The following is a 22,487-nucleotide window of genomic DNA, read 5'->3' on the forward strand; positions in this document are numbered from 1 at the left end:
GACAAGGCTCAATACGGATTATTCAGCACATCCATCGCGAAATACGTAAAAATCATGTCCGCGCCCGCGCGCTTGATGGCGCCCAGGGTTTCCTGCACCACGCGGCGCTCGTCGATGGCGCCCGCTTGCGCGGCGAACTTGATCATCGCATATTCTCCGCTGACCTGGTAGGCGCCGATCGGCAAACGGGTCACTTCGCGCAGGTCGCGGATGATGTCCAGATAAGCGCCGGCCGGTTTGACCATCAGCGCGTCGGCGCCTTCGGCTTCGTCGATCAAGGACTCGCGCACGGCTTCGCGGCGGTTCATCGGGTCCATCTGGTAGGTCTTGCGGTCGCCCTTCAGGGTGCTGCCGGCCGCGTCGCGGAACGGGCCATACAGGCCGGAGGCGAACTTGGTCGAATACGCCATCACGGGCGTGTCGTGGAAGCCGGCCGCATCCAACGCGCTGCGGATCGCCGCCACCTGGCCATCCATGGCGGCTGATGGCGCGATGATGTCGGCGCCCGCCTGGGCCGCGATGACGGCCTGCTTGCCCAGGTTGAGCACCGTGCTGTCATTGTCGACCGTGTCGCCATGCAGGATGCCGCAATGGCCGTGGTCCGTGTATTCGCAGAAGCAGGTGTCGGACATGACCACCATTTCCGGCACGGCGTCCTTGATGATGCGCGACATGCGGGCCACCAGGCCGTCCGGGTTCAGCGTGTCCGTGCCGTGGCTGTCCTTGTGGTGCGAAATGCCGAAGGTCATGACGGAGCGCAGGCCCGCGCGCGCGTAGCGCTCGATTTCCTGCGCCAGCTTCGCTTCGGGAATGCGGCGCACGCCGGGCATGGACTTGATGTCGATGAAATCGCTGCTGCCTTCGTCGACGAAGATCGGCAGGACCAGGTCGCGCGGATTGATTTCGGTTTCGCGGAACAGCTCGCGCAGTTGCGGGGTCGCGCGCAGGCGGCGCATGCGCGAAGTGGGGAATTGTGCTGGCATGGTAACTGGCTTCAGGTTGAGGACGCCCGCAAGTATACGCCGATCAAGGCGCTTGCGCCGGGCCGCCCGGCAAAAAAGCCGCGCAGGTCAAGAAACCCCGCCCCGCCCCGTCATTGCGCGTGCAGCAGGGCCGCCACTTGCCAGCGCATGTCGGCCGCCAGCTGCAGCAGCATGGCGCCGCGGCGGCGCGCGTCCGCCCGCTTTTTCGACGGCAGCAGCTCCAGCTCCGGCATCCGGCAAGGGCCGCAAGGCAGGCGGTAATTGCCGCCGCTGGTGGGCAGCGCATGCAATTCGCGCCACGCCAGGTCGTAATCGCACGAGATATGCCGGCGCCGGCGCCAGTTCAGCGCGATGCGGTTGGCGTTGCTGACCAGGTCAAGGTGGCCGCAGCCGAAAAAATCGCCGAGGTCGCGCAAGGCGGCCACCATCAGGTTTTTCGGCCGGCAGCCGTGCAGCGCCCGCGTGGCTTCCTTGACCGCCTGCGCGCCGGCCGGTGAGCGCAAGCCCTGCAAGGCGCCCAGCTGGATCACGGCGCCGTCGGGCCGGGGCCGGAACAGGAAACTGGCCAGGTACAACGGCACGCCGTCGCGCGTCAGGCGCAGACACAACTCCCCTTCGCGGTGGCTGTCGTGGATGGCCGTCAGCTGCAAGCGGTAGCTGGCGCCATCCTTGCCCTCGATGGCGGCCAGCACCAGCGCGCGGCGCGCCGCGTATTCCACCAGCGGCCGCGCGCCCGCCTGCCACAGGAAACGGTAATGCCCGCACAGCAGGTCCACCCGCGCCGCGCCGCCGAACTGGCGGCTGGCGTAGGGACGATAAATCTTGTACAGCAGGCTGGTATGGGCTTGCGCCAGCGCCGCCAGTCCCGGCGTCGCGGCAATGAACGCTTGCCAGCGCGCGCGCTGCACGGGAAAGACGATGGCGCCCAGCGCGGCCTTGATACGGTGGCCATGCTGGCGCAGTGGCGCCTGCTGCGGCGCGGCGTTGTCGCCGGTGGCGGTAAAAGTATGCATGCGAACGGCTCTACTGAAATGGACGCGGCGACGGCCGCGGGCAGCCCGGAACAGGCGGCTGCGCGCACGCAGCCGCTCCACGCCGGGTAGAGCCGATGATAGGGGGAGGCGAAAATGAAGGGGGTTACAAGTTGGTAATGTGCCGATACGCCACGCCGGCCATGCTAGCGCAGCAGCCGCAACCGCAGGCGCAAGCCCGGCGCCGCGTCCTCGATCTCCAGACTGCCGCCATGCAGGGCCGCGATGGCCGCCACGATGGACAAGCCCAGGCCATTGCCGGGCAAGTGGCGGCTCTTGTCGAGCCGGTAAAAGCGCTGCGTCAGCTTCGGCAGTTCTTCCTTTGGCACGCCGGGGCCATTGTCGCGCACGGCCAGCCAGCCGCCCTGCTCATCGCTGCCGGCCGACACTTCCACCGTGGCGCCTGGCCCCGCATACTTGATGGCGTTGTCAACCAGGCTGGCCAGCGCGCTGCCCAGCAGGTTGCGGTCGCCGCGCGCGGGCACGCCGTCGCCATACATCTGCACCAGCAGCACGCCCTGCTCGTCAGCCGTGGCTTCGTACATTTCCACGATGTCGGCGCCGATCTGCTGCAGGTCGATGTCGTCGAAATTCTCGGGGCGCATGCCCGATTCGGCCGCCGCGATCTGCAGCAGCTTGTCGAACACGCGCGTGAGGTCATCGATATCATCGATGGCCGCCTGCGCCGTCTGCGCATAGCCGGCCACGTCCTGCCGCTGGCGCAGGGCGCCATCGAGCTTGTTGCGGATGCGTCCCAGCGGCGTGCGCAAGTCGTGCGCGATGGCGTTCGACACGTGGCGCACGCCTTCCATCAAGTGTTCGATGCGGTCGAGCATGCGGTTGATGTCGCGGCTCAGCAAGCCGAATTCGTCTTCGCTGGCGACGGGAATGCGCCGGCTCAGGTCACCGGCCTCGATTTCGCCCGCCGTGCGGCGGATCTGCCCGATACGCGCTTCTAGCTGGCGGCGGAACAGCCACGCGCCCGCCACCACCAGCAAAATGGCCACCCCGCCGCCATAGGCCAGCGAGCGCAGCACCAGCGTGCGGATCGACTTGCCCTCTTCCATGTCGCGCCCGACGAACAGGCGCGCGCCACCATCGAGATCGCGGATCAGCATGCGCGCAGGCACCCGGCGTCCTTCGCGCGTGACGTCGCGGTGCAGCAGGCGGCCCACGGGGCTGCCCACGTCGGGCCAGGCCGACAGATTGCCCGCCACGCGGCGGCCATCGGCGCCCACCAGCAAAAAGATCTCCGTGTCGCTGTCTGTGCGGTCGGTCAGCAGATGAGCGATTTCCGCCGTCGTGCGGCTGCTGTCGCCCTGCTGGTACAGCGCGGCGAGGCGCTCCGAGAGCAAAGTCAGCTTGCGGTCCACGCTGCGATCGAGCACGCCGATGGTGCCGAAATAGAACACGGCGCAGACGATGCTGATCGAGACGACCACCAGCACGCCATAGCCAAGCGCCAGGCGGGCCGCGATCGAGCGGTGCCAGTTACGCACCGTCGATCACGCCAAGGGTGTAGCCGACGCCGCGCACCGTGTGGATCAGCGGCGGCGAGAATTCCTTGTCCACCTTGGTGCGCAAGCGGCTCACCTGCACGTCGATGACGTTGGTCTGCGGGTCGAAATGGTAGTCCCACACGGCTTCGAGCAGCATGGCGCGCGTGACGGACTGGCCCTGGTGGCGCATCAGGTATTCGAGCAGGCGAAATTCGCGCGGCTGCAGGGCGATCTGCCGGTTGGCGCGCGTCACGCGCATGGTGCGCATGTCGAGCACCAGGTCGGCCACCTGCAGCTGCGTCGCTTCGGGCACGGGCGCGGCGCGCCGCAGCAGCGCCTCGATGCGCGCCAGCAGTTCGGCGATGGCGAACGGTTTTGACAGGTAATCGTCGCCGCCGCTGCGCAGGCCGCGCACGCGCTCGTCGACGCTGGACAACGCCGACAGCACCAGCACGGGTGTATTGCGCCCCATGCCGCGCAGGCGCGCGACGATGGCCAGGCCGTCGATCTCGCCGGGCAGCAGGCGGTCGAGCACCAGCGCATCCCAGTCTTCGCCGCAGGCCAGGCGCATGCCGTCGATGCCATTGTCGCAAGCGGTGACGTCGTGGCCGGCCTCGCGCAGGCCGGCACAGATATAGCGGGAAGTTTCAGCTTCGTCTTCGATGACCAGGCAGCGCACGGGAGTTCCTTGTAAAGATCAGGTAGCAAATAGGCGCAGCATACGCCAGGCGCGCACCACTTGCCAGCCCCGCCGCGTGCGGCGCGCGATGGCAGGGTCAGGTACAATACAGCCTCGACAATGTTTGGCCGCGCCCGCGCGCGCATGCTGATGTGCGCATGTTTTCGGCGCCTTCCGGCTTGCCGCGGCCTGCAAACCACCACTGCCATTAACGAAGATCAGGCGCGCCTGGCGCACGCCACAAACCAATACTGCCATGAAATCGACCCACTCTCTCGCACTGGCGCTGGCCATGGCCATCAGCTGCGGCAGCGCCGCCGCAGACACAAAAGACACCAAGCAAAGCATGCTGTTCGATGAAATCCCCATCGGCAGCTGGAGCACTTCCGCCGAACTGGGCGCCATCACCACCTCGGGCAATACGGTCGGCACTTCCGTCACGGGCAAGATCGACGCGCGCCAGGAACTCGATGACTGGAGCAACCAGTACATCTTCAGCGGTTACTTCAAGGAAGACGAAACGACCAACGACGATGGCGAGAAAGTGCGCGAACGCTCGGCCGAACGCTTTTCCGCGTCCGCCAAGGCCGCCTACAAGCTGATGGCCGACCATGAAAAGCTGTTCGTGCTGGCCTCGCACGTCAACGACAAGTTCGGCGCCTACACCAAGTACTCGACGCTGGCCGTCGGTCATGGCTCGCGCTGGTACCAGTCGAGCGACAAGAGCGTCGACGTGGAAGTCGGTCCGGGCTATTTCAGCGGCACCAACGACGCGGGCGAATCGGAGCACGGCCTGACGGTGCGCGGCGCGGCCGCCATGAAGTGGAAAATCAGCCAGTCGGCCATGTTCACCCAGACGGTCAGCGTGGAACGGGGCACGTCGAACACCCACTCGATCGCCGAAACAGCCCTCAGCACGAAAATCAACGGCACCATGCAGATGAAAGCCGCCTTCAGCGCCCGCAACGACACGCGCGTACCGGACGATAAGAAGAACACGGATACGCAAACGTCGCTGACGCTGGTCTACTCGTTCTAAGGCGCACCCCCACATGCTGATGCCGATGCGGCGCCTGCGCGTATGCGCCCTGCTGTGCGCGGCGGCGCTCCTGAGCGGCTGCGCCGCCGTCACCGTCAGCGCGATCTCGCCGGCCGACTACCTGCAGCAGCGGCGCGGCGACATCCTCACCACGGGCAAACTCAGCGCCTCGGCCAGCGAGGTGCTGCGCATCATCGGCAGCGACATCGCCGCCTGCGAAGCCAATACGGGCAGCTGCCGCGCCGACCTGGCCCGCTCCGAGCTGCTCAGCGACGAGCAGCGCCTGGCCACCCTGTCCGAACTGTGGCTGGAAAGCGCGCTGGCGGAAGAAAAACAGGGCGGCCACCCGAGTGCGGAAACGCTGGCCGCCTGGCTCGAGTCGGCCCGCTACGCGTATGCCTATTTGTTCTACACGACGCGCACGCCGGGCCAGCGCGCCTTCGAGGAACGCCAGACGCAAATCCGCGACTACTATAACTATGCCGTGCAAAAGGCCGTCGGCAACTTGTTTCGCCACCGTGGCGAATACCGGCCCGACGGCCATGTAATCCGCGTCGCCGGCTGGCAGATCGACAGCGAATTGTCGGCCCTGCGCCTGCCCGATGACGGCACCCTGCCCGACGAACTGCTGCCGGCCACTTCGCTGTCGTTTTCCGGCCTGCGTAATGTGTACCGGCGCGACGGCTTCGGCGCCGACCTGGTGGCCGTCATGCCCAAGCCCAGGCCTTCGAAAGACGGCTATGTACCGTATCAGGAAACCCGCTTCCCTGTCGTCACGGCGCTGATCCGCTTCGACGGCAACAGCCTGCAGGAGGTATTGGCCACGCAGCAGCTGCTGGTGATGCTGGTCGACCCGACGCGCAGCGAATCGACGCGCATGGCGGGCCAGGAACTGCCCGTGGCCGCCAATTTCACGGCCGGCTATGGCCTGTGGCTGGCCCGTTCCGGCTTCGGCGTGCAGGCGCTGCGCACCCTGTTCGGCCGCGCCGACGGCATCTCGCGCCCGCAGGTGCACCTGATGCAGCCCTACGATCCGAACAAGCGCACCATCGTCATGCTGCACGGCCTGGCCAGCAGCCCGGAAGCGTGGATCAACGTGGCAAATGAACTGATGGGCGACGAACAGCTGCGCCGCCGCTACCAGATCTGGCAGGTGTACTACCCGAGCAATGCGCCGCTGGCGGCCAACAACGCCGCCATCCGCAAGGCGCTGAACGCGACCCTGGCGCAGTTCGACCCTTCGTCCAGGGCCGACGCGGCCAACGACATGGTCTTGATCGGCCACAGCATGGGCGGCGTACTGGCGCGCCTGATGGTCTCCGATGCCAGCAACACCCTGCTCGACGCCATCACGGAAGAATACAATTTGAAGGGCAAGAAAGCGGAAAAAGTGCGCGCCGGCCTGGCGCCCTACCTGAATTTCACGGCCATGCCGCAAGTAAACCGCGCCATCTTCATCGCCGCGCCGCACCGCGGCACCTCGTTCGCCAACCACAAGGTGGCGCGCTGGATCGCCAACCTGATCACTCTGCCCATCAACATGCTCGACCAGTTGTCCGACGCGGCTGGCAGCCTGGCGCAGCTCGACACGGGCAGCAGCGAACCGCTGCGCATCCCCAACAGCATCGATAATCTCAGCGACAAGGATCCGTTCGTGCGCCTGGTAGCCGACCTGCCCATCAGCCCGAACGTGCGCTACTACTCCATCATGGGCAACGACACGCCGGACCTGCCGCTGGCGGAATCGAGCGACGGCGTGGTGCCCTACGCCAGCGCCCACCTCGACGGCGCCCTGTCGGAAAAAGTCATCCCGTCGTGGCACAGCGTGCAGGAAAGTCCGCAGGCGATTCTGGAGATACGGCGGATTTTGCGCATGCCTGACACCTTGCCCTGATGCACCTGGCATTCTTTCCGCATGCCTTATCGCTGGATACGAAAGTTACATCGCATGATAAAGTTGCGAAACATGAGAATCTTGTATATGATGTGCTTTACCACGCTACTGCAAAGGAATCATCATGACAGCGCATCTGCATCACGATACTCTGGCGCCCGAGCTTCAGGCCTTAACGGATAGCGACCTGCGGCTGGTGGAACAATTCTCGCGCCTCGTGACCGCACAGCTCGACATACTGGCGCAAGGGCCCGAGCGCCCGCGCCTGATCGACCTGGCCACACGCGCGCTCCATGAGGCGCGCGCCTCGCTGGGCGCCGCGCCGCCGCTCACGCCGCTCCAGCTTCCCGTGTCAAAACTCAAGGTGTCCGATGTCATTGGACAAGGATGGGTGGAACTGTCGCAAGCGTCGCTGTATCGCGCGGTGGAAAACAATCGGTTTTATTGCGTGACGCCCAAAGGGCGCAGTATCGGCAAGGAATTTCCTGCGTGGCAATTTGTCCAGCCCGTACCGGAACTGATCGCGCCGGTACTGGCCATCCTTGCCGGCCAGCCCAGCAGTGAAATCCATGCCTTCTGGGTCAGTGGTGCAGACGAACTCAACGAACTGTCGCCTGCAGAGATGCTCGCTGGCAAATCGTTCGAGACGCGGGCCGAGATCCATCCAGGCCAGCAGGCGCTGCTGAATCTGCCGGCAAACGAGAGATTGCGCAAGGTGCTTGCGGTGGCGAAGTGGCAGCATAGGGGGATGGCTGACATCGTGGGTTAACATGCAACACGGACATACAACGTCCCCCGTCCCACCGGATATGGCTGCGCGCAGAATTATTGCGCAATATCGTCACCTTTCCAGCTGGCCAGGCCCTGATACGCGCAGCGTGGAACGTGGCATCCATCTGGCCGGCGAAAGTCGAACGCACCTACCGCTTCGGGCCGCCCGCCGAGCTGGCTGAGCGGGACGGTTTCCCCTATCACTGGGTCTATATCGCGGAAGATACCTGCACGGCAGCCTGGGAAGCCCAGCTTTGCCGCAACGACGTCACGCGCCCGGGCACCTTTTATATCGCGCATGGCGCGCAACAAGCGCTGATCGCGACCTTGTCATTCAGCACCCCGCTGCAATTGCTCGATCTGACAGGGCTTGCCGCCAGCCGGCTCGGTATTTTTGACCAATTGCGCAGCCCCGATCACGGCTGGTGCCAATGGCTGGGCTGGCAGCTGGATCAGATCATCGCACAGGAAGCCGGCGCGATTCACGGTTTCATGTATCCATCGCGCCGCCAGCCCGGCAAACTTGCGTATGCCATTTCATCGCGCCACATGGCAACCTTGGGCCAGACCATGGCGTGCTCACAACTGGCATTCGGCGACAGCGCTGCGTATGCACAGTTGCTGGCCGATCACCTGCGCGTGGACCCGCCCTGATCTGAGATTCCCTATACCGGCTCGCGCCACTTGTCCTTGATCTCCAGCATGGCCGGCAATTGTTCCACGAACAGCGCCAGCAGCTCAGGGTCGAAGTGCGTGCCGCTGTCGCGCTGCATGGTGGCGATGGCTTCGTCGATGGTCCAGGCACGCTTGTACGGGCGTTCGCTGGTGAGGGCGTCGAAGACGTCGGCGATGGCGACGATGCGGCCCTCATGCGGGATTTCCTCGCCTTTCAAGCCTTGCGGATAGCCGCTGCCATCCCATTTCTCGTGGTGCGTCAGGGCGATGGTGCGCGCCATTTTCAGCAGGCCGCTTGCGTGCTCGCCGATGATGGCCGCGCCGATTTCCGCGTGGCGGCGCATGACTTGCCACTCGTCCGCATCGAGCTTGCCCGGCTTTTGCAGGATGGCGTCGGGGATGCCGATCTTGCCCACGTCGTGCATGGGCGCCGCGTTCAGCAAATCTTCCGCTCTGGCCGCGCTGTAGCCGGCCGCCAGCGCCAGCTGGCGCGCGTAATAGCTCATGCGGATGACGTGCATGCCCGTCTCGTTGTCCTTGTACTCCGCCGCCTGGCCCAGGGTCTGGATCACCTGCAGGCGCGAGCGGCGCAATTCCTCGGCGTCGACCAGCGACAGATGCGTGCGCACGCGGGCGCGCACGATGGGCGGGCTGACGGGTTTCGTGATGTAGTCGACGGCGCCGGCGTCAAAGCCGTCCGCCTCGTCTTTCACGTCGCACAGGGCCGTCACAAAAATGACGGGGATGGACGCGGTGGCCGGCATGGCCTTCAATTGCCGGCACACTTCATAGCCCGTCATGGCGGGCATCATGATGTCGAGCAGGATCAGTTCGACGGGATTGTTCTGCGCCAGTTCCAGCGCCTTCTCGCCATCCTTGGCATACAGCAGGCGGTAATCGTCCTGCAAAATCTGGCGCAGCACCTGCAGATTCGTCGCTTCATCGTCGACCAGCAGCAGGATCGGTTTATCTTCGTGTAATGTCATCGTTAGCCCAATATCAGGAAAGGTCGGCCGGCGCTGGCGTTTCCAGCCACGCCAGCAGCTGGCGCAGCACGCCCGCGGCGCGCGCAAATTCAAAGTCGTCGATGGCGCTGGCCAGCGCCTGCAGGCGCGGCTGCTGGCCGTGCGGCGCCAGCATGGCGGCGATCTGCGCCATCAGGGCGTCGTCCAGTTGCCCGCCTTCCAGGCTGGCGATGGCTTGCCGCAGCAAGGCGCCCGCGGCGGAGGCATCGAGGGGCGCGCCGGCAGTCGGCGCACCTACGGCCACGGCCGGCAACCCCGCCTCTTCCAGCTCGCCGGCCAGCGCCATGAAGGCGGCCGCCAGCTGCACCAGCAATTGCGTCACCGGCAGCTGGCGCGCGATGGCTTGCTCGATGCGTCCCAGCAGGCTTTCGACCTGCACCAGGCACAGGTTGCCCGCCGCGCCCTTGATACGGTGCAGCAGATGGCCGGCCACGCTGACGCCGCCGCGCTCCAGTTCCGCCGCCAGCATGGCGGCGCAATCGCCATTGGCCTGCACGAAACGGCCAATCGCGCGCTGCAAGGCTTCGCGTCCGCCCCACAGGGCGATGCCGCGCTGCCAGTCGACCTGGCCGGACGCCACTCTCGCCGCCGCGCCCGATGCCGACGGCGGCATGGCCACGGCGATATCGAGCAGGCGGGCGATTTCCGCCGTCAGCTTGTGCATTTCCAGCGGCTTCGAAGCAAAGCCGTTCATGCCGGCCGTCTGCGCGGCGCGCCGGTCCTGTTCCAGCACGCTGGCCGTCAGGGCGATGATGGGCGTCACCTTGAGGCCCTGTTCGCGCTCGAACACGCGGATCAAACGCGCCGCTTCCAGGCCATCCATGCGCGGCATCTGCACGTCCATCAGGACGATGTCGAAACTGCCCTTGCTGAACTCGCGCACGGCGCTCTCGCCATCGCTGGCGGCGATCACCTGGTGGCCGGCCGCGCCCAGGCTGATCAAGAGCAGCTCCACGTTCTGCGGCACGTCGTCGGCCGCCAGGATGCGCAGCGGCGGCAGGGCCACCACCGGTTGCTCGCTGCGGCGCGCCACGGCCTTGCCCGGCGCCAGCGGCAGCAGTACGTGGAACACGCTGCCCACGCCCAGGGTGCTTTCCACCGTGATGGTGCCCCCCATCAGTTCGACCAGCTGCAGAGAAATCGTCGTGCCCAGGCCCGTGCCGCCAAAGCGCCGGCTCATCGAGGAATCGGCTTGCGTAAACGGCGCAAAGATTTTGTCCAGGCGGTCGGCAGGAATGCCGATGCCCGTGTCATGCACGGCGATATGCACCTGCTCGCCCTGCATGCCGACGGCCACGCGCACATGGCCCACTTCCGTGAACTTGACGGCGTTACCGATCAAGTTCGTCAGCACCTGCTGCACCCGGCGCGCGTCGCCCAGGAAGAACTGGCCCATGCCGGGATCGACGTCGACATGCAGCACCAGGTCGCGCGCCTGCGCCGTGACGCGCAGCGACGCGGCCACGTGATCGACCAGGTCGGGCAGCGAAAAGTCCACCAGTTCCAGTTCGGTGGCGCCCTTTTCCAGCTTGGCCATATCGAGGATGTCGTTGAGCAGTTCCAGCAGCGAGCGGGCCGACTGGCGCACCGTGCCCAGATGGCGGCGCTGCAGGCTGTCCAGGGCCGTGCCCAGCAGCACTTCCGTGAAGCCGATGATGGCGTTCATCGGCGTGCGGATTTCATGGCTCATGTTGGCCAGGAAGCTGGTCTTCGATTCGGCGGCCAGTTCGGCGCGGTCTTTTGCCGCACGCAGGTTTTCCTGCATGGCGCGCCGTTCGCTCACGTCGGTGGCCAGCTTGACCACCTTGAACGGCTTGCCGTCCGTGTTGAAGATCGGGTTGTACGAGGCCTGTATCCACACTTCGCCGCCATCCTTGCCGATGCGCTTGTACTCGCCCGTGTTGAATTCACCCTGCGCCAGGTGCTGCCAGAACGCGATGTAATCGGGCGAGGTTACATAACCCGGTTCGCAGAAGATGCTGTGGTGCAGGCCCAGCACGTCGTCGAGCCGGTAGCCGACCAGGTCGAGGAAGTTCTCGTTGGCCGCCAGGATGCGCCCCTGCAAGTCAAACTCGGCGACGGCCGTCGCGCGCGAGATGGCAGTCACCTTGCCTTCGTATTCGGCGTTGCGCAATTCGCTTTCCGTGATATCGAGGATGACGCCGTCGATCCAGCGCACCACGCCGTCGTTATCGAGCACGGGGCCGCTGCTTTCGCGCACCCAGCGCTCGCGCCCGTCGCGGTGCATCATGCGGTAGACGTTCTCGAAATCGCGCTTTTCGCCGGCCGCCTGCACGCAGGTGTCGTTGACGCGCTGGCGGTCGTCAGGGTGCACGAGTTCGAACAGGCGCACGCGCCCCTCGATGAAGTCCTGCGGCATCCAGCCCGTCAAATTGAAAACGGCGTCGCTGATGAAGATCATCTTCCATTCGGGCGCGAAGCTGCAGTGGAAGGACACGCCCGGGATATTGCGGATCAGAGTGCGGTACTGGCGCTCGCTGTCCTTGAGCGCCTGCTCCATGCTGCGCGACGAGCGCATGTCCGTGACGAACGCCACGAACAGGGGCTGGCCCGGCGTGTCGATCTTGCCGATCGCCACGCGCATGGGCAGCACCGTGCCATCCTTGTGGCAGCCATCGAGTTCGCGTCCGCTGTCGAGGATGCGCGAGGCGCCCGTTTCCAGGTAGTCGCGCAGATAGCCCTGGTACTCGGCCGCGTCGGCCGGCTGCAGCAGCACGCTGGCGTCGCGCCCCACGATGTCCGCTTCGCGCCAGCCGAACAGGCTTTCCGCGGCGGGATTGAAGGAGCGCACCTTGCCCTGTCCATCGATGGTGATCAAGCCGTCGGCCGCCGTATCGACGATGGCGCGCAGGCGCGATTCGCTGGCGCTGGCGTGGCGCAGCAGCTGGCGGTAGCGCAGCAAGCCATTCGCGGCGGCCACGAAGACGGTCAGGGTGACGGTGATCAGGGCCACGGCCAGGGCCACGAACGACGCTTGCACCGTGATCGTGTTGTCGCCAACCGTGGGCGTGCCGGAAAAACGCGCCGCCAGCATGCCCGTGTAATGCATGCCGGAAATGGCCAACCCCATGACGACGCTGCTGACCAGCAAGGACGCCAGGGGACTGAGGCGCAAACGCATGGCGCTCAGGCCGAAGCGTATCCACAGGGCCAGCATGGCCATGACGACCGCCACCACCAGCGACAGGGCGAACAGCCACGGCTGGTAATGCAGGGTCAGCGACGTCTGCATGGCGGCCATGCCGCTGTAATGCATGGAACCGATGCCCACGCCGACGAGCACGCCGCCCACCACCAGCTGGCGCCAGTTGATGCTCGGACGCGCCAGCATGTGCAGCGCCACCCACGAGGCGGCCACGCCGGGCAGCATGGACAGCAAGGTCAGGCTGGGGTCGAAGGACACGCGCGTGCAGATGTCGAAGGCCAGCATGCCGATGAAGTGCATCGACCAGATGCCGCCGCCCAGCGCGATGGCGCCCGTGATGATGGCCGTCTGGCGCTGGAAGCCGCGCTCGCTGCTGCGCGCCATGCCGGCAATCTGCAGGGCCATGAACGAGGCAAAGATGGCGATGCCGATGGAAAACAGCACCAGCCACGCATTGTGCGTGCCATAGATGTACTGCATGGTATCGGTCGATACGGCAAAGATGGAACTCAGCATACTGTCGTGAACTCAATAGAGTGAAACGTGACGTCGCAAAACATGACGGCGCACCGCGCGCGCCGGCGCCACGCTTTTTACTAAAGCGGCAACACAGCGGAAAAGACAACGGTAGCAGTCGACCAGGGCAAGGCTCGGTCATCACGCCCGCGCCTGCCGCGCGGGGGAAAGGTGCTTTTTACAGAGGGAAAAAGCGGAATGCGTACGAACTCTGGCGCGGATGGCTGGCCGCCAGCGTGACGATGATTTTTAAAGAGCCATGAGTATAGTTGCTTTGCGAACATATTCATAGGACTTCAGCAATATTATGGCAAGAAAGGCAATATTCCGAGGTCGCCATGCGACAGCGTTCGTCTGTTCAGGCTGGCGGCCACTGCGCGCGTATCGCGGCAGATGCCTGATAAGTGGGACCGGCCCGCACGGCCACAGGGATACCGGCCAGCGTACAGCGGTCGCTTAGCTCGTCGGTGATCTGCCGCAAGGACCAGCGCTGCGGCACGGGCAGATCCATGCCCACCACGCGGATCAGCGGACAGTCGCCGAGGGTCGTGTGCAGCAGCAGCTCCACGCGCGCCATCGGCGGCCCGCCGCGATAGACATTCACCGCGCCCGCGTAGGTCACTACCTCGAGCGCGCGGATCTGCCGCGGCGCCAGTTGCAGCACCTTGTCATGGCCAGGCAGGCGCCGCGCCACCCGGCGCAGCAGCAGGCCGGCGTCGTTGATCTTGACATGAAAAGACAGCGCGGGGCCAGTCAGCACCAACAGGCCGACGATCCATGCGGCCAGCGCCGGCAGGAGCAGCAGCACTGCCTCGCCCGCGTACGCCGCATCGCGCCAGACGGCTTGTCCGACAAAGGCGAGGATCAGGGCGCAGCCGCCCAGCAGCACGCTGCGCCACAGCACGGGACGCAGATTGGCCAGCATCGCCGCTTGCGCGCTGGCATCGTCGGCGGCCGCAAAGCGTATCCATTCCGCGCGCGCCGGCTTGAATCGCCTGGCGGGAATGCCGCTCAAGTATGCTGCGCCAGCATGCCGCGGAACCACGCCAGTTGCTCGCGCGTCAGGTAATTGGCGCCGTCGCCATGCAGGATGACGATTTCGATCTCGGCCGGAATCGAGGCGACCAATTGCGCACCCGTGACGGGAATCTTCGGAAAGGCGATGCCGGCCAGGAAGGCCAGGTCTTCCGCCACCGTGACGCACTGGCGCTCGGGATTGGGCGACGGCACGAGGAACAGGTCGATCTGCTCGCTTTGCCCGCCGATCACGACGTGCAGTTGCGCGGCCAGCAGTTCAGGCAGGATCAGCTCGATGTTATTCTCGGCGCGCGATTGCTGGAAGGCGCTTTTCAGGGGTGTGAGGACTGGGATGGCGGTCATGGCAAAGGGGAAAGATAAAGACGGCGGCAGTGTAGCAGAGGCGCCCGCACGGGCGCGCTCTGCTGGCGCAGCCGCTACATCTTGTAGTTCAGCGAGACAAGCACGCTGCGCGGCGCGCCGTGGCGTTCCAGCCCGCCCGACCAGGAATAGCCGAGCGCCTGGTAGTAGCGGCGGTCGAGCACGTTATCGATGTTCACGCGCAGCTGCAACTGCTCATTGATGCGATAGCCGGCCGTCAGCCCGACGATGGCGTAGCCGCCCTGCCGCGTCAGGTAAGCCGTATCGCGGCGGTAGATCTTGTCCTGCGCGTACACGGAGGCACCCACATTCCATGGCGCCAGGCTGCCGCTCAGCTGCACGTTCGTGTACAGCTTGAACAATTGCTTCGGTTCATCGGTGGCGATGCGCTGGCCGATGTTGGCGGCCACGCTGTCCTTCGTGTACTTGGCCAGCACATAGGTGTAGCCTCCCGAAATCTGCCAGCCCGGCAATGGCGAGCCCGACAATTGCAAGTCGACGCCTTCGCTTTGCACTTGCCCGGCCGCGCGGGCGCAATAGATGGGGCCGCCCGTGGGGCAATTGACTTCATCGGTCATGGCGCGGTTGTTTTGCCGGATGCGGAACAAGGCGCCGCTGGCGTTGAGCCTGCCGCCAAAATATTCTCCCTTGACGCCCACTTCCAGGTTGGTGCCGCTCAACGGCGGCAAGGTACTGCCTTTGACATCGAGCACGCTTTGCGGCTCGAAAATCTGCGTGCCGCTCGCATACATGGAGTGGTGCTGGTCCAGATCGTAGACGAGGCCAGCGTACGGCGTAAATTTCGCGTTCTCCGTCAGGCTGCGGCGCCACGTCGGATTGGTGGCATACCAGCCCGTGACATCCTGCGCATACCAGCCGAAGCGCCCGCCCAGCACCAGGCGCAGCGGATCGGCCAGGCTGAAGTTGCCGGCCGCGTACAGGCCCTTCTCGTCCGTCTTGCGGCCCCAGTTGTACGGCTCAAATGGCGCGCCGTTCATGCGGTAGGCGCGCGGATTCCAGCGGCGGATATCGATCACGCGCGTTTGCGCGCCTTCCCAGCTCTGGGCCGCGTCCGAATCGTCATGGCGGTAGCTGGCGCCGACGATGACGTCATGCTGGCGGCCGAACCAGGTGACGGGGCCGCTCAAGCGCCAGTCCGCCACCACTTGCTTCGTGCCGTACTTCCAGCCCGTTTCCGACTGTTCCAGCAGATACGTTTCGCCAGCGACGCGGCTGTTGGTGGTATTGCGCGTGTCCGACGAGGCGTCGATATGCGTGATGGCAAAGCGGCTGCGCCAGCCCTTCTCCAGCTTTGTTTCCAGGTCGGCGAAGACGACGTTGTTGTCGCGTTTCTGGAAGGAATCAGCATTGTTCAGGAAAGTCGAGCGGGGCAAGTCCATGTGACGGCCGTCAAGCAAGGTCGGCAAGCCGACGAACACGCCGTCTGTGCGGCTGTGCTGGCGCGAAAAACCGATGCCGGCCGTGGTCGATGGCGTCAGGTCCGCCTCGACGATCGCATACACGGTGCTGTTCTTGTTGTTGACCACGTCCACAAAACTATCGCTGTCGCGCAGGCTGGCCGCCACGCGCCCGCGCACGCTGCCCGAGTCGTTCAGCGCATTGCTGGCGTCCACCGTCAATTGCCGGTCCTTCCAGCTGCCCAGGTGAATGGAGGCGTCCAGCAAAGGCGTGGCCGTGGGACGCTTGCGCACCATGTTGATGCTGCCAGACGGCGCGCCCGCCCCTTCCATCAGGCCAGTGGCGCCGCGCACCACTTCCACGCGGTCGTACATCAGCATGTCGGCGGAGACGTTGCGCTCATTGAAATCCGTGACGTCGAGCGGCAAGCCATCGACATTCACGTGGCTCAAGGCGAAGCCGCGCGCGAAATACCTGGTTTCCTGGTCGGACACGCCCTGCGTCTTGCCATAGATGCCGGGTGTGGCGCGCGCCACGTCCTGCAGGGTGGTCAGATCGAAATCTTCCATTTGCTGGCGCGAAATGACGTTCACCGTTTGCGGCGTGTGGCGCTGCGACAGGTTCAAGCCTGTGGCCGTCGACATATTCCTCGACGTGTATAGCCCCGTGCCTTCCGTGGCGCGGTCGGCTTCGGCGCTGACGACGACGGCCGGCATGCTGGCCAGGCCGCCATCGGCCGTGCTGGCATTGATCTTGCGCAGCAGGTAATTGCCATTGCCACCATCCGTCACTTCGAGGCCGCTGCCTTGCAGCAGTTTTTGCAGGCCGGCCGTGACACCATGGCGCCCCTGCAAGCCCGGCGTCGCCATGCCGTCGAGCGCCACGCCCTGGGTGGACAGATTGATCCCGGCGGCGATGGCAAACGCGGGCAACGCATCGCGCAGGCTGCCGGCGGGGATATGATAGTCGCGCGCGGTGACGGCCGGGGCGGACTCGGCGGCCAGCGCCATTTGCGGCAAGCCGGCGCCGGCGGCGCCCACGGCGAGGAACAGAACCAGCGCGGCGCGCACGGCGCCGGTGGTGGGATGGAGCGTCATGCGTGCCGTTGTCAAACTGCGGTGCTGCAAAGCCATGTAAAGCCCTTTCGATGGTTCGGATTGTTCGTTCTCTATCTTGTATGACGAAGCAATCCGCAAAAAGGGACAGGCAAGAAGTAAATTGGAGCACGTCGGCTTACGCCCTACGGGCTAAGCCGACCTACCATACCCGACAGGCGTAGGTCGGCTTAGCGGGGCAAGGCCACGCGTAATCCGACCAGCTCAAGCCGCCTCGACACTGATCCAGTAGCGCGTGCGGCGCGCCAGCCGGATCGGCAGGGAGCGCTGCAGCAAGAGCAGGATGTTGTCCGGGTCGTTCAGCTGGAAGATACCGTCCACGGGCATGGCGGCCAGCGCGGGATCGCAGCGCAGCACGCCATAGCGGTAGCGCGCCACCTGTTCCAGCACCTCGCCAAGCGGCATGCGCTCGGCGATCAGCACGCCCCGCAGCCAGGCATCCGCATGCGGTGACAGTGGCGTCAAGGCGGAAACGGCGACGTCGTCGAAACTGCCCTGCCGGCCCGCATCGACCCTGTGCAAGGTCTCGGGCGCCTGCGATGGCGCGATCTCGACGGCCCCCTCGCTGACGCTGACCTCGGTGCGCGGCGCCAGCACAGTACCGCGCTGGCGCACGCTGAAATGCGTGCCCAGCGCGCGCACGGCGCCATTGCTGCTGCGCACGAGAAACGGACGCGCCGGCACGGCCCTGTCGTGCGCCGTGGCAACATGAAGTTCACCCGCATGCAAGTCCACCAGTCGCGCCGCGGCGTCAAAACGCACGTCGATGGCCGTGTCCGTATTGAGCACCAGCTGCGTGCCGTCGGGTAATGTCATGTGGCGGATTTCGCCCCTGGCCGTGCGGATGCCGGCGCGCCACGCTTGCCAGGGCGCCGACTGGCTGGCCAGCCACAGGGCCGGCCCGGCCGCGATCAGCCCCGCCAGGCCGTAGAGCACGGCGCGCCGCTGCGGCGACGGCACCGCCGCGTCCGCCGCCTGGCGCAGGGCGGGCGGCACGCTGGCCAGGGTGCTGCACACCAGTTCGGCCCGCTGCCAGGCCGTTTCATGCGCGGGATCGCTGGCGCGCCAGGCCTGGAACGCTTGCTGCTCGTCTGGGGTCAAGGCGCCCCCGTGCAGGCGCACCAGCCATTGCGCCGCCGCGCGTGCGGCGCGGGGATCGATGGCGCTCACAGGATCAGCAGGATGCAGCGCTCGAACGCCTGCACCATGTAGCGCTTGATGCTGCGCTCGCTCACGGCCAGGCGCCGGGCGATTTCCCCGTAGCCGAGGCCGTCAACGTGGGCCAACAGGAAGGCGCTGCGTACCGGCGGCGGCAAGCCGTCGAGCATGGCATCGATGCGCTGCAGGGCTTCGCGCACGAGCAGCCGTTCTTCCGGCGACTGCATCAGCAATTCAGGCTGCTGCGCCAGCGTTTCCAGCCAGGCCTGCTCCAGCGACAGGCGCCGGTAATGATCGATCAGCAGGCGCTGCGCCACGGTCGTCAGATAGGCGCGCGGTTCGCGCAAGGCTTGCCGGTTCTCCGGCGGCGCCGTCAGCAGGCGCACGAAGGTATCGTGTGCCAGGTCGGCCGCATGGTCGGCGCACTGCAGCTTGGCGCGCAGCCAGCGCATCAGCCAGCCATGGTGGTGGCTGTAAATGCCGGCTATCGACTCGCTGGACTGCGCAATGTTCACTGGGACTCCGATGCGCGCAAGGCAAGGCGCGGCTAATTGATAATAATTCTCATTATCACAAATCATTGCCTATGGCGTCAATGCCGATGCCTGCCTCTCCCTGGAAACTGTTGTTTCAGCGTGGCGGCAATCTTCTAGCGGTTGATGTACAAGCTCTTCATCACCATGCCGCCGCGCATTTTCTTCGCGCCCGGCGCCAGCCCAGCCGGACAAGCGCCCTGGAACACGGCCGCCAGTTCCGTGCGCTGCACTTCGCTCTTGCCATTGACTTGCACGGTGGTGTCGGCGCTCAGGGTATATGCCTTGGCCAGGTCGCCCTTGAAGGTGACGGCCAGCCTGGCGTCCGGACAGCTGGATTGAAAATGGTAACTATCGCCCTGGCGGCTGTGCGACTCGATCTTGCATTCCTGTTCGAAATCGGACCACAGGTCGTCGTCGATCAGCCGGTCGCGCGCGTGGTCGACGCAGATTTCCCAGGAAAATGGCGAGGTGGCGGGCGTCACCTTCCACAGTCCGGTGGCGCGCTGCAGGCGCTGCGCCGGCTCGGCCGCCGAAGCGAACGTGGCCGTGGACAGGGCAAGGATGGTCATCAAAAACAGGGGCGCGCTGCGCTGCATGGGCATTCCTCAGCTAAAAACTTGACTATAGCAAAGAGGAACGCGTGCAGGCCACACGCTTAGCCGTGCATCTCGGGCCTTGCGGCCAGCACGAAGGGAATGGCGAAAGGACCCAGAAACACCACCAGGACGGCACGGATGGCCGTTATTCGCAAGGCGCGGCGTTTGGCGATGAAGAGGCAAGCGAAGGCCGACATCGACCAGATCAAGGCAGGCAAGTACTCGGTCATCATGAACTCCGGATGCGCCCTGGAGGGCAGGAAGCCATGCTGACACGGAAATGTGGCGACCGCAATGGCAGATTGGGCATCTGCCATTGCGGCGGGTGGCCAAGCGCCTGTTTTTCAGCCATTCTTAAGGCTGCAGGCGACTGGCGGCGGGCGAGACGGTCAGTGCTGGCCGATCTTCATGATTTTCAGTGCATTCGTGCCGCCGACCTTGCCCATCGGCTCGCCCCAGGTCAGCACGACCGTGTCGCCCTTGGCCACGACTTTATGCTCGACCAGCAAATCTTCCGCCTGCTGCAAGACCTTGTCGCGGTCGGTGCCGGACGTCAGTTCCAGGGTGCTGACGTTGCGGTACAGGGCCAGCTTGCGGCGCGTGCCCACGCTCGGGGTCAGGGCGACGATGGGGATGTCGATGTTGCAACGGCTCATCCATAGTGCCGTCGAACCCGATTCCGTCAGGGTGGCAATCGCTTTGACGCGCAAATGGTGGGCCGTAAACAGGGCGCCGTAGGCGATCGACTGGTCGATGCGCGAGAACGTGGCGTTGAGGAAATCGGCGTCCAGCTTGCAAGTGTCCCATTTCTCCGCGTCCAGGCAGATGGCGGCCATCGCTTCCACCGTTTCGATCGGATAACGCCCCGACGCCGTTTCCGCCGACGTCATGACGGCATCCGTGCCGTCGAGCACGGCATTGGCCACGTCGGACACTTCCGCGCGGGTCGGCACGGCGTTGACGATCATCGATTCCATCATCTGCGTGGCCGTGATCGCCAGTTTATTTGACGCGCGCGCCATCTTGATCATGCGTTTTTGCAAGGCCGGCACGGCCGCATTGCCCACTTCCACGGCCAGGTCGCCGCGGGCCACCATGATGCCGTCGGAGGCGTCGAGAATTTCTTGCAGCGCAGGAATGGCTTCCGCGCGTTCGATCTTGGCGATCATCATCGGCTTGTGGTCCCACGCTTCGCCGGCGATATTGGCCAGCTGGCGCGCCATGACCATGTCGGTGGCGTTTTTCGGGAAGGACACGGCCACGTAATCGGCCTGGAAGCTCATCGCCGTTTTCACGTCTTCCATATCCTTGGCCGTCAGCGCTGGCGCGGACAAGCCGCCGCCCTGGCGGTTGATACCCTTGTTGTTCGACAACTCGCCACCGATCTTGACGGTGGTGTGGATTTCGCTGCCGACGACTTTGTCGACCGTCAGCACGATCAGGCCGTCATTGAGCAGCAATACGTCGGCGGCGCGCAAGTCGCGCGGCAATTCCTTGTAGTCGAGGCCGCAGCGCTCGAGATTGCCCAGTTCACCGTTTTCGCCCCATTTCGCGTCGAGGATGAACTTGGCGCCGTTTTCCAGGAAAATCTTGCCTTCTTCAAACTTGCCGACGCGAATCTTCGGGCCTTGCAAGTCGGCCATGATGGCCACTTCGCGGCCGCACAGGGCAGCCGCTTCGCGCACCATGCGGGCGCGGTCGATATGGTCTTGCGCCTTGCCATGCGAAAAGTTCAGGCGCACGACGTCGACGCCGGCCTTGAACATGCGGACCAGGGTGTCGATATCGTTCGAAGCGGGGCCGATGGTGGAAACGATCTTGGTGGCGCGTTGCTGTACTTGCATGGTCATGGTTGCTGCTTTCTAAAATAAGTTGCTACAAGGGCCAGCCTTGTGGGCCGGCCGTCCTGGTGCGCTGGATCAGCGGTACTACGTTCTTACTTGGCCGCCATCAGGGCGACCGTGGTGTCCAACATGCGGTTCGAGAAGCCCCACTCGTTGTCGTACCACGACGACACTTTCACGAGGCGGCCCGAAACCTTGGTCAGGGTCGAATCGAAGTTCGACGAAGCCGGGTTGTGGTTGAAATCGATGGAAACGAGCGGTTCCGTCTGGTACGTCAAAATACCCTGCAAAGCGCCTTCCGACGCCGTTTTCAGCAAGGCGTTGACTTCCTCGACGCTGGTTTCGCGCTTGGCGATGAAGGACAGGTCGACCAGCGACACGTTGATCGTCGGCACGCGGATGGCAAAGCCATCGAGCTTGCCATTCAGTTCCGGCAAGACGAGGCCGACGGCGGCCGCCGCCCCCGTCTTGGTGGGAATCATCGAATGCGTGGCCGAGCGGGCGCGGCGCAAGTCTTCATGCATCACGTCAGACAAGACCTGGTCATTCGTGTAGGCGTGCACGGTGGTCATCAGGCCCGATTCGATGCCGATGGCGTCGTTGAGGGGTTTGACCAATGGCGCCAGGCAATTCGTCGTGCACGAAGCGTTGGAAATGACGGTATCCGCGGCTTTCAGCACGTGCTGGTTGACGCCGAACACGATGGTGGCGTCCACATCCTTGCCGCCCGGTGCGGAAATGATGACTTTTTTCGCCCCGCCCTTCAAATGGGCTGACGCTTTTTCCTTGGTCGTGAAGAAACCCGTGCATTCGAGCACCACATCGACACCAAGTTCGCCCCACGGTATCAGGGCCGGGTCGCGCTGCGCGAAGACGCGGATGCGGTCGCCATTGACGAGCATGTTTTCGCCATCGATGGTGACGACGCCGGGAAACTTGCCGTGCACCGTGTCGTAGCGCGTCAGATGGGCATTCGACTTGGCGTCGCCCAGGTCATTGATGGCGACGATTTCGATATCCTGTTGCTTGCCGCCTTCATAAAACGCGCGCAAGACGTTGCGGCCGATGCGGCCATAGCCATTGATGGCAACTTTGATGGTCATGCTGTCTCCTTGATGTTTTCTGCTGAGTTCGTAAAGCCAC

The 22,487-nt window shown here is 64.8% G+C and carries 19 protein-coding genes; 4 read left to right on the plus strand and 15 right to left on the minus strand.

Annotation, left to right across the window (positions count from 1 at the left end):
- Positions 1-8: 8 nt before the first annotated feature.
- The 4 genes from hemB to HWE17_RS19555 form a co-directional block, all read right to left on the minus strand.
- Positions 9-983 (minus strand): porphobilinogen synthase, encoded by a 975-nt coding sequence (gene hemB / locus HWE17_RS19540; protein WP_070218449.1) that lies wholly within the window; start codon positions 981-983, stop codon positions 9-11.
- Between the two features lie 110 nt (positions 984-1,093).
- The gene (locus tag HWE17_RS19545) at positions 1,094-1,996 is read right to left on the minus strand and encodes a DUF535 family protein (protein WP_176389879.1); all 903 of its coding nucleotides are present in this window, start codon (positions 1,994-1,996) and stop codon (positions 1,094-1,096) included.
- Positions 1,997-2,160: 164 nt separating this feature from the next.
- Complete coding sequence (locus HWE17_RS19550) at positions 2,161-3,513, minus strand: HAMP domain-containing sensor histidine kinase (RefSeq protein WP_176389880.1); 1,353 nt, start codon at positions 3,511-3,513, stop codon at positions 2,161-2,163.
- Positions 3,506-4,192 carry a winged helix-turn-helix domain-containing protein gene (locus HWE17_RS19555; RefSeq protein WP_035819315.1) on the minus strand — a complete coding sequence of 229 codons (687 nt, stop codon included), beginning with the start codon at positions 4,190-4,192 and terminating at the stop codon, positions 3,506-3,508. The genes HWE17_RS19550 and HWE17_RS19555 overlap by 8 nt, the downstream gene beginning before the upstream one ends.
- 256 nt (positions 4,193-4,448) lie before the next feature.
- Here HWE17_RS19555 and HWE17_RS19560 point away from each other — a divergent pair, with 256 nt between their 5' ends.
- The 4 genes from HWE17_RS19560 to HWE17_RS19575 all read left to right on the plus strand — a co-directional run bounded on the left by HWE17_RS19560 (position 4,449) and on the right by HWE17_RS19575 (position 8,550).
- Positions 4,449-5,231 carry a YdiY family protein gene (locus tag HWE17_RS19560; RefSeq protein WP_176389881.1) on the plus strand — a complete coding sequence of 261 codons (783 nt, stop codon included), beginning with the start codon at positions 4,449-4,451 and terminating at the stop codon, positions 5,229-5,231.
- 13 nt (positions 5,232-5,244) lie between these two features.
- On the plus strand, positions 5,245-7,125 hold the full coding sequence (locus HWE17_RS19565) for a triacylglycerol lipase (protein ID WP_176389882.1): 1,881 nt from the start codon (positions 5,245-5,247) through the stop codon (positions 7,123-7,125).
- Between the two features lie 124 nt (positions 7,126-7,249).
- Positions 7,250-7,894: a hypothetical protein gene (locus HWE17_RS28740; protein WP_255206318.1), complete on the plus strand. Its 645-nt coding sequence runs from the start codon at positions 7,250-7,252 to the stop codon at positions 7,892-7,894.
- A gap of 59 nt (positions 7,895-7,953) precedes the next feature.
- Complete coding sequence (locus tag HWE17_RS19575) at positions 7,954-8,550, plus strand: RES domain-containing protein (RefSeq protein WP_176389883.1); 597 nt, start codon at positions 7,954-7,956, stop codon at positions 8,548-8,550.
- A gap of 11 nt (positions 8,551-8,561) precedes the next feature.
- On the opposite strand, the gene HWE17_RS19580 is transcribed toward HWE17_RS19575, so the two are convergent.
- The 11 genes from HWE17_RS19580 to gap all read right to left on the minus strand — a co-directional run bounded on the left by HWE17_RS19580 (position 8,562) and on the right by gap (position 22,447).
- Positions 8,562-9,557 (minus strand): HD domain-containing phosphohydrolase, encoded by a 996-nt coding sequence (locus HWE17_RS19580; protein ID WP_176389884.1) that lies wholly within the window; start codon positions 9,555-9,557, stop codon positions 8,562-8,564.
- 13 nt (positions 9,558-9,570) lie between these two features.
- Positions 9,571-13,278 carry a PAS domain S-box protein gene (locus HWE17_RS19585; protein WP_176389885.1) on the minus strand — a complete coding sequence of 1,236 codons (3,708 nt, stop codon included), beginning with the start codon at positions 13,276-13,278 and terminating at the stop codon, positions 9,571-9,573.
- A 358-nt stretch (positions 13,279-13,636) separates the two neighbouring features.
- Positions 13,637-14,293, minus strand: a complete 657-nt coding sequence (locus HWE17_RS19590; protein WP_176389886.1) for a hypothetical protein — start codon at positions 14,291-14,293, stop codon at positions 13,637-13,639.
- Positions 14,290-14,658, minus strand: coding sequence for a hypothetical protein (locus tag HWE17_RS19595; protein WP_099402134.1), 369 nt, complete (start codon positions 14,656-14,658; stop codon positions 14,290-14,292). Before HWE17_RS19595 ends, HWE17_RS19590 begins: the two co-directional genes overlap by 4 nt.
- Positions 14,659-14,732: 74 nt before the next feature.
- Positions 14,733-17,192 carry a TonB-dependent siderophore receptor gene (locus HWE17_RS19600; RefSeq protein ID WP_255206319.1) on the minus strand — a complete coding sequence of 820 codons (2,460 nt, stop codon included), beginning with the start codon at positions 17,190-17,192 and terminating at the stop codon, positions 14,733-14,735.
- A 222-nt stretch (positions 17,193-17,414) separates the two neighbouring features.
- Complete coding sequence (locus tag HWE17_RS19605) at positions 17,415-18,380, minus strand: FecR domain-containing protein (RefSeq protein ID WP_176389887.1); 966 nt, start codon at positions 18,378-18,380, stop codon at positions 17,415-17,417.
- Positions 18,377-18,883 carry a sigma-70 family RNA polymerase sigma factor gene (locus tag HWE17_RS19610; RefSeq protein WP_278316052.1) on the minus strand — a complete coding sequence of 169 codons (507 nt, stop codon included), beginning with the start codon at positions 18,881-18,883 and terminating at the stop codon, positions 18,377-18,379. Before HWE17_RS19610 ends, HWE17_RS19605 begins: the two co-directional genes overlap by 4 nt.
- A 134-nt stretch (positions 18,884-19,017) precedes the next feature.
- Positions 19,018-19,500: a DUF3617 family protein gene (locus HWE17_RS19615; protein ID WP_099402137.1), complete on the minus strand. Its 483-nt coding sequence runs from the start codon at positions 19,498-19,500 to the stop codon at positions 19,018-19,020.
- Between the two features lie 59 nt (positions 19,501-19,559).
- Positions 19,560-19,733 carry a hypothetical protein gene (locus HWE17_RS19620; protein WP_176389888.1) on the minus strand — a complete coding sequence of 58 codons (174 nt, stop codon included), beginning with the start codon at positions 19,731-19,733 and terminating at the stop codon, positions 19,560-19,562.
- Positions 19,734-19,889: 156 nt separating this feature from the next.
- Entirely contained in the window at positions 19,890-21,350 is a 1,461-nt protein-coding gene (pyk, locus tag HWE17_RS19625; protein WP_081922461.1) for a pyruvate kinase, read from the minus strand.
- A gap of 86 nt (positions 21,351-21,436) precedes the next feature.
- Positions 21,437-22,447: a type I glyceraldehyde-3-phosphate dehydrogenase gene (gene gap / locus HWE17_RS19630; protein WP_176389889.1), complete on the minus strand. Its 1,011-nt coding sequence runs from the start codon at positions 22,445-22,447 to the stop codon at positions 21,437-21,439.
- Positions 22,448-22,487: the final 40 nt, after the last annotated feature.

It is taken from the genome of Janthinobacterium sp. BJB401, from assembly GCF_013372745.1.
GTDB lineage: Bacteria > Pseudomonadota > Gammaproteobacteria > Burkholderiales > Burkholderiaceae_D > Janthinobacterium > Janthinobacterium rivuli.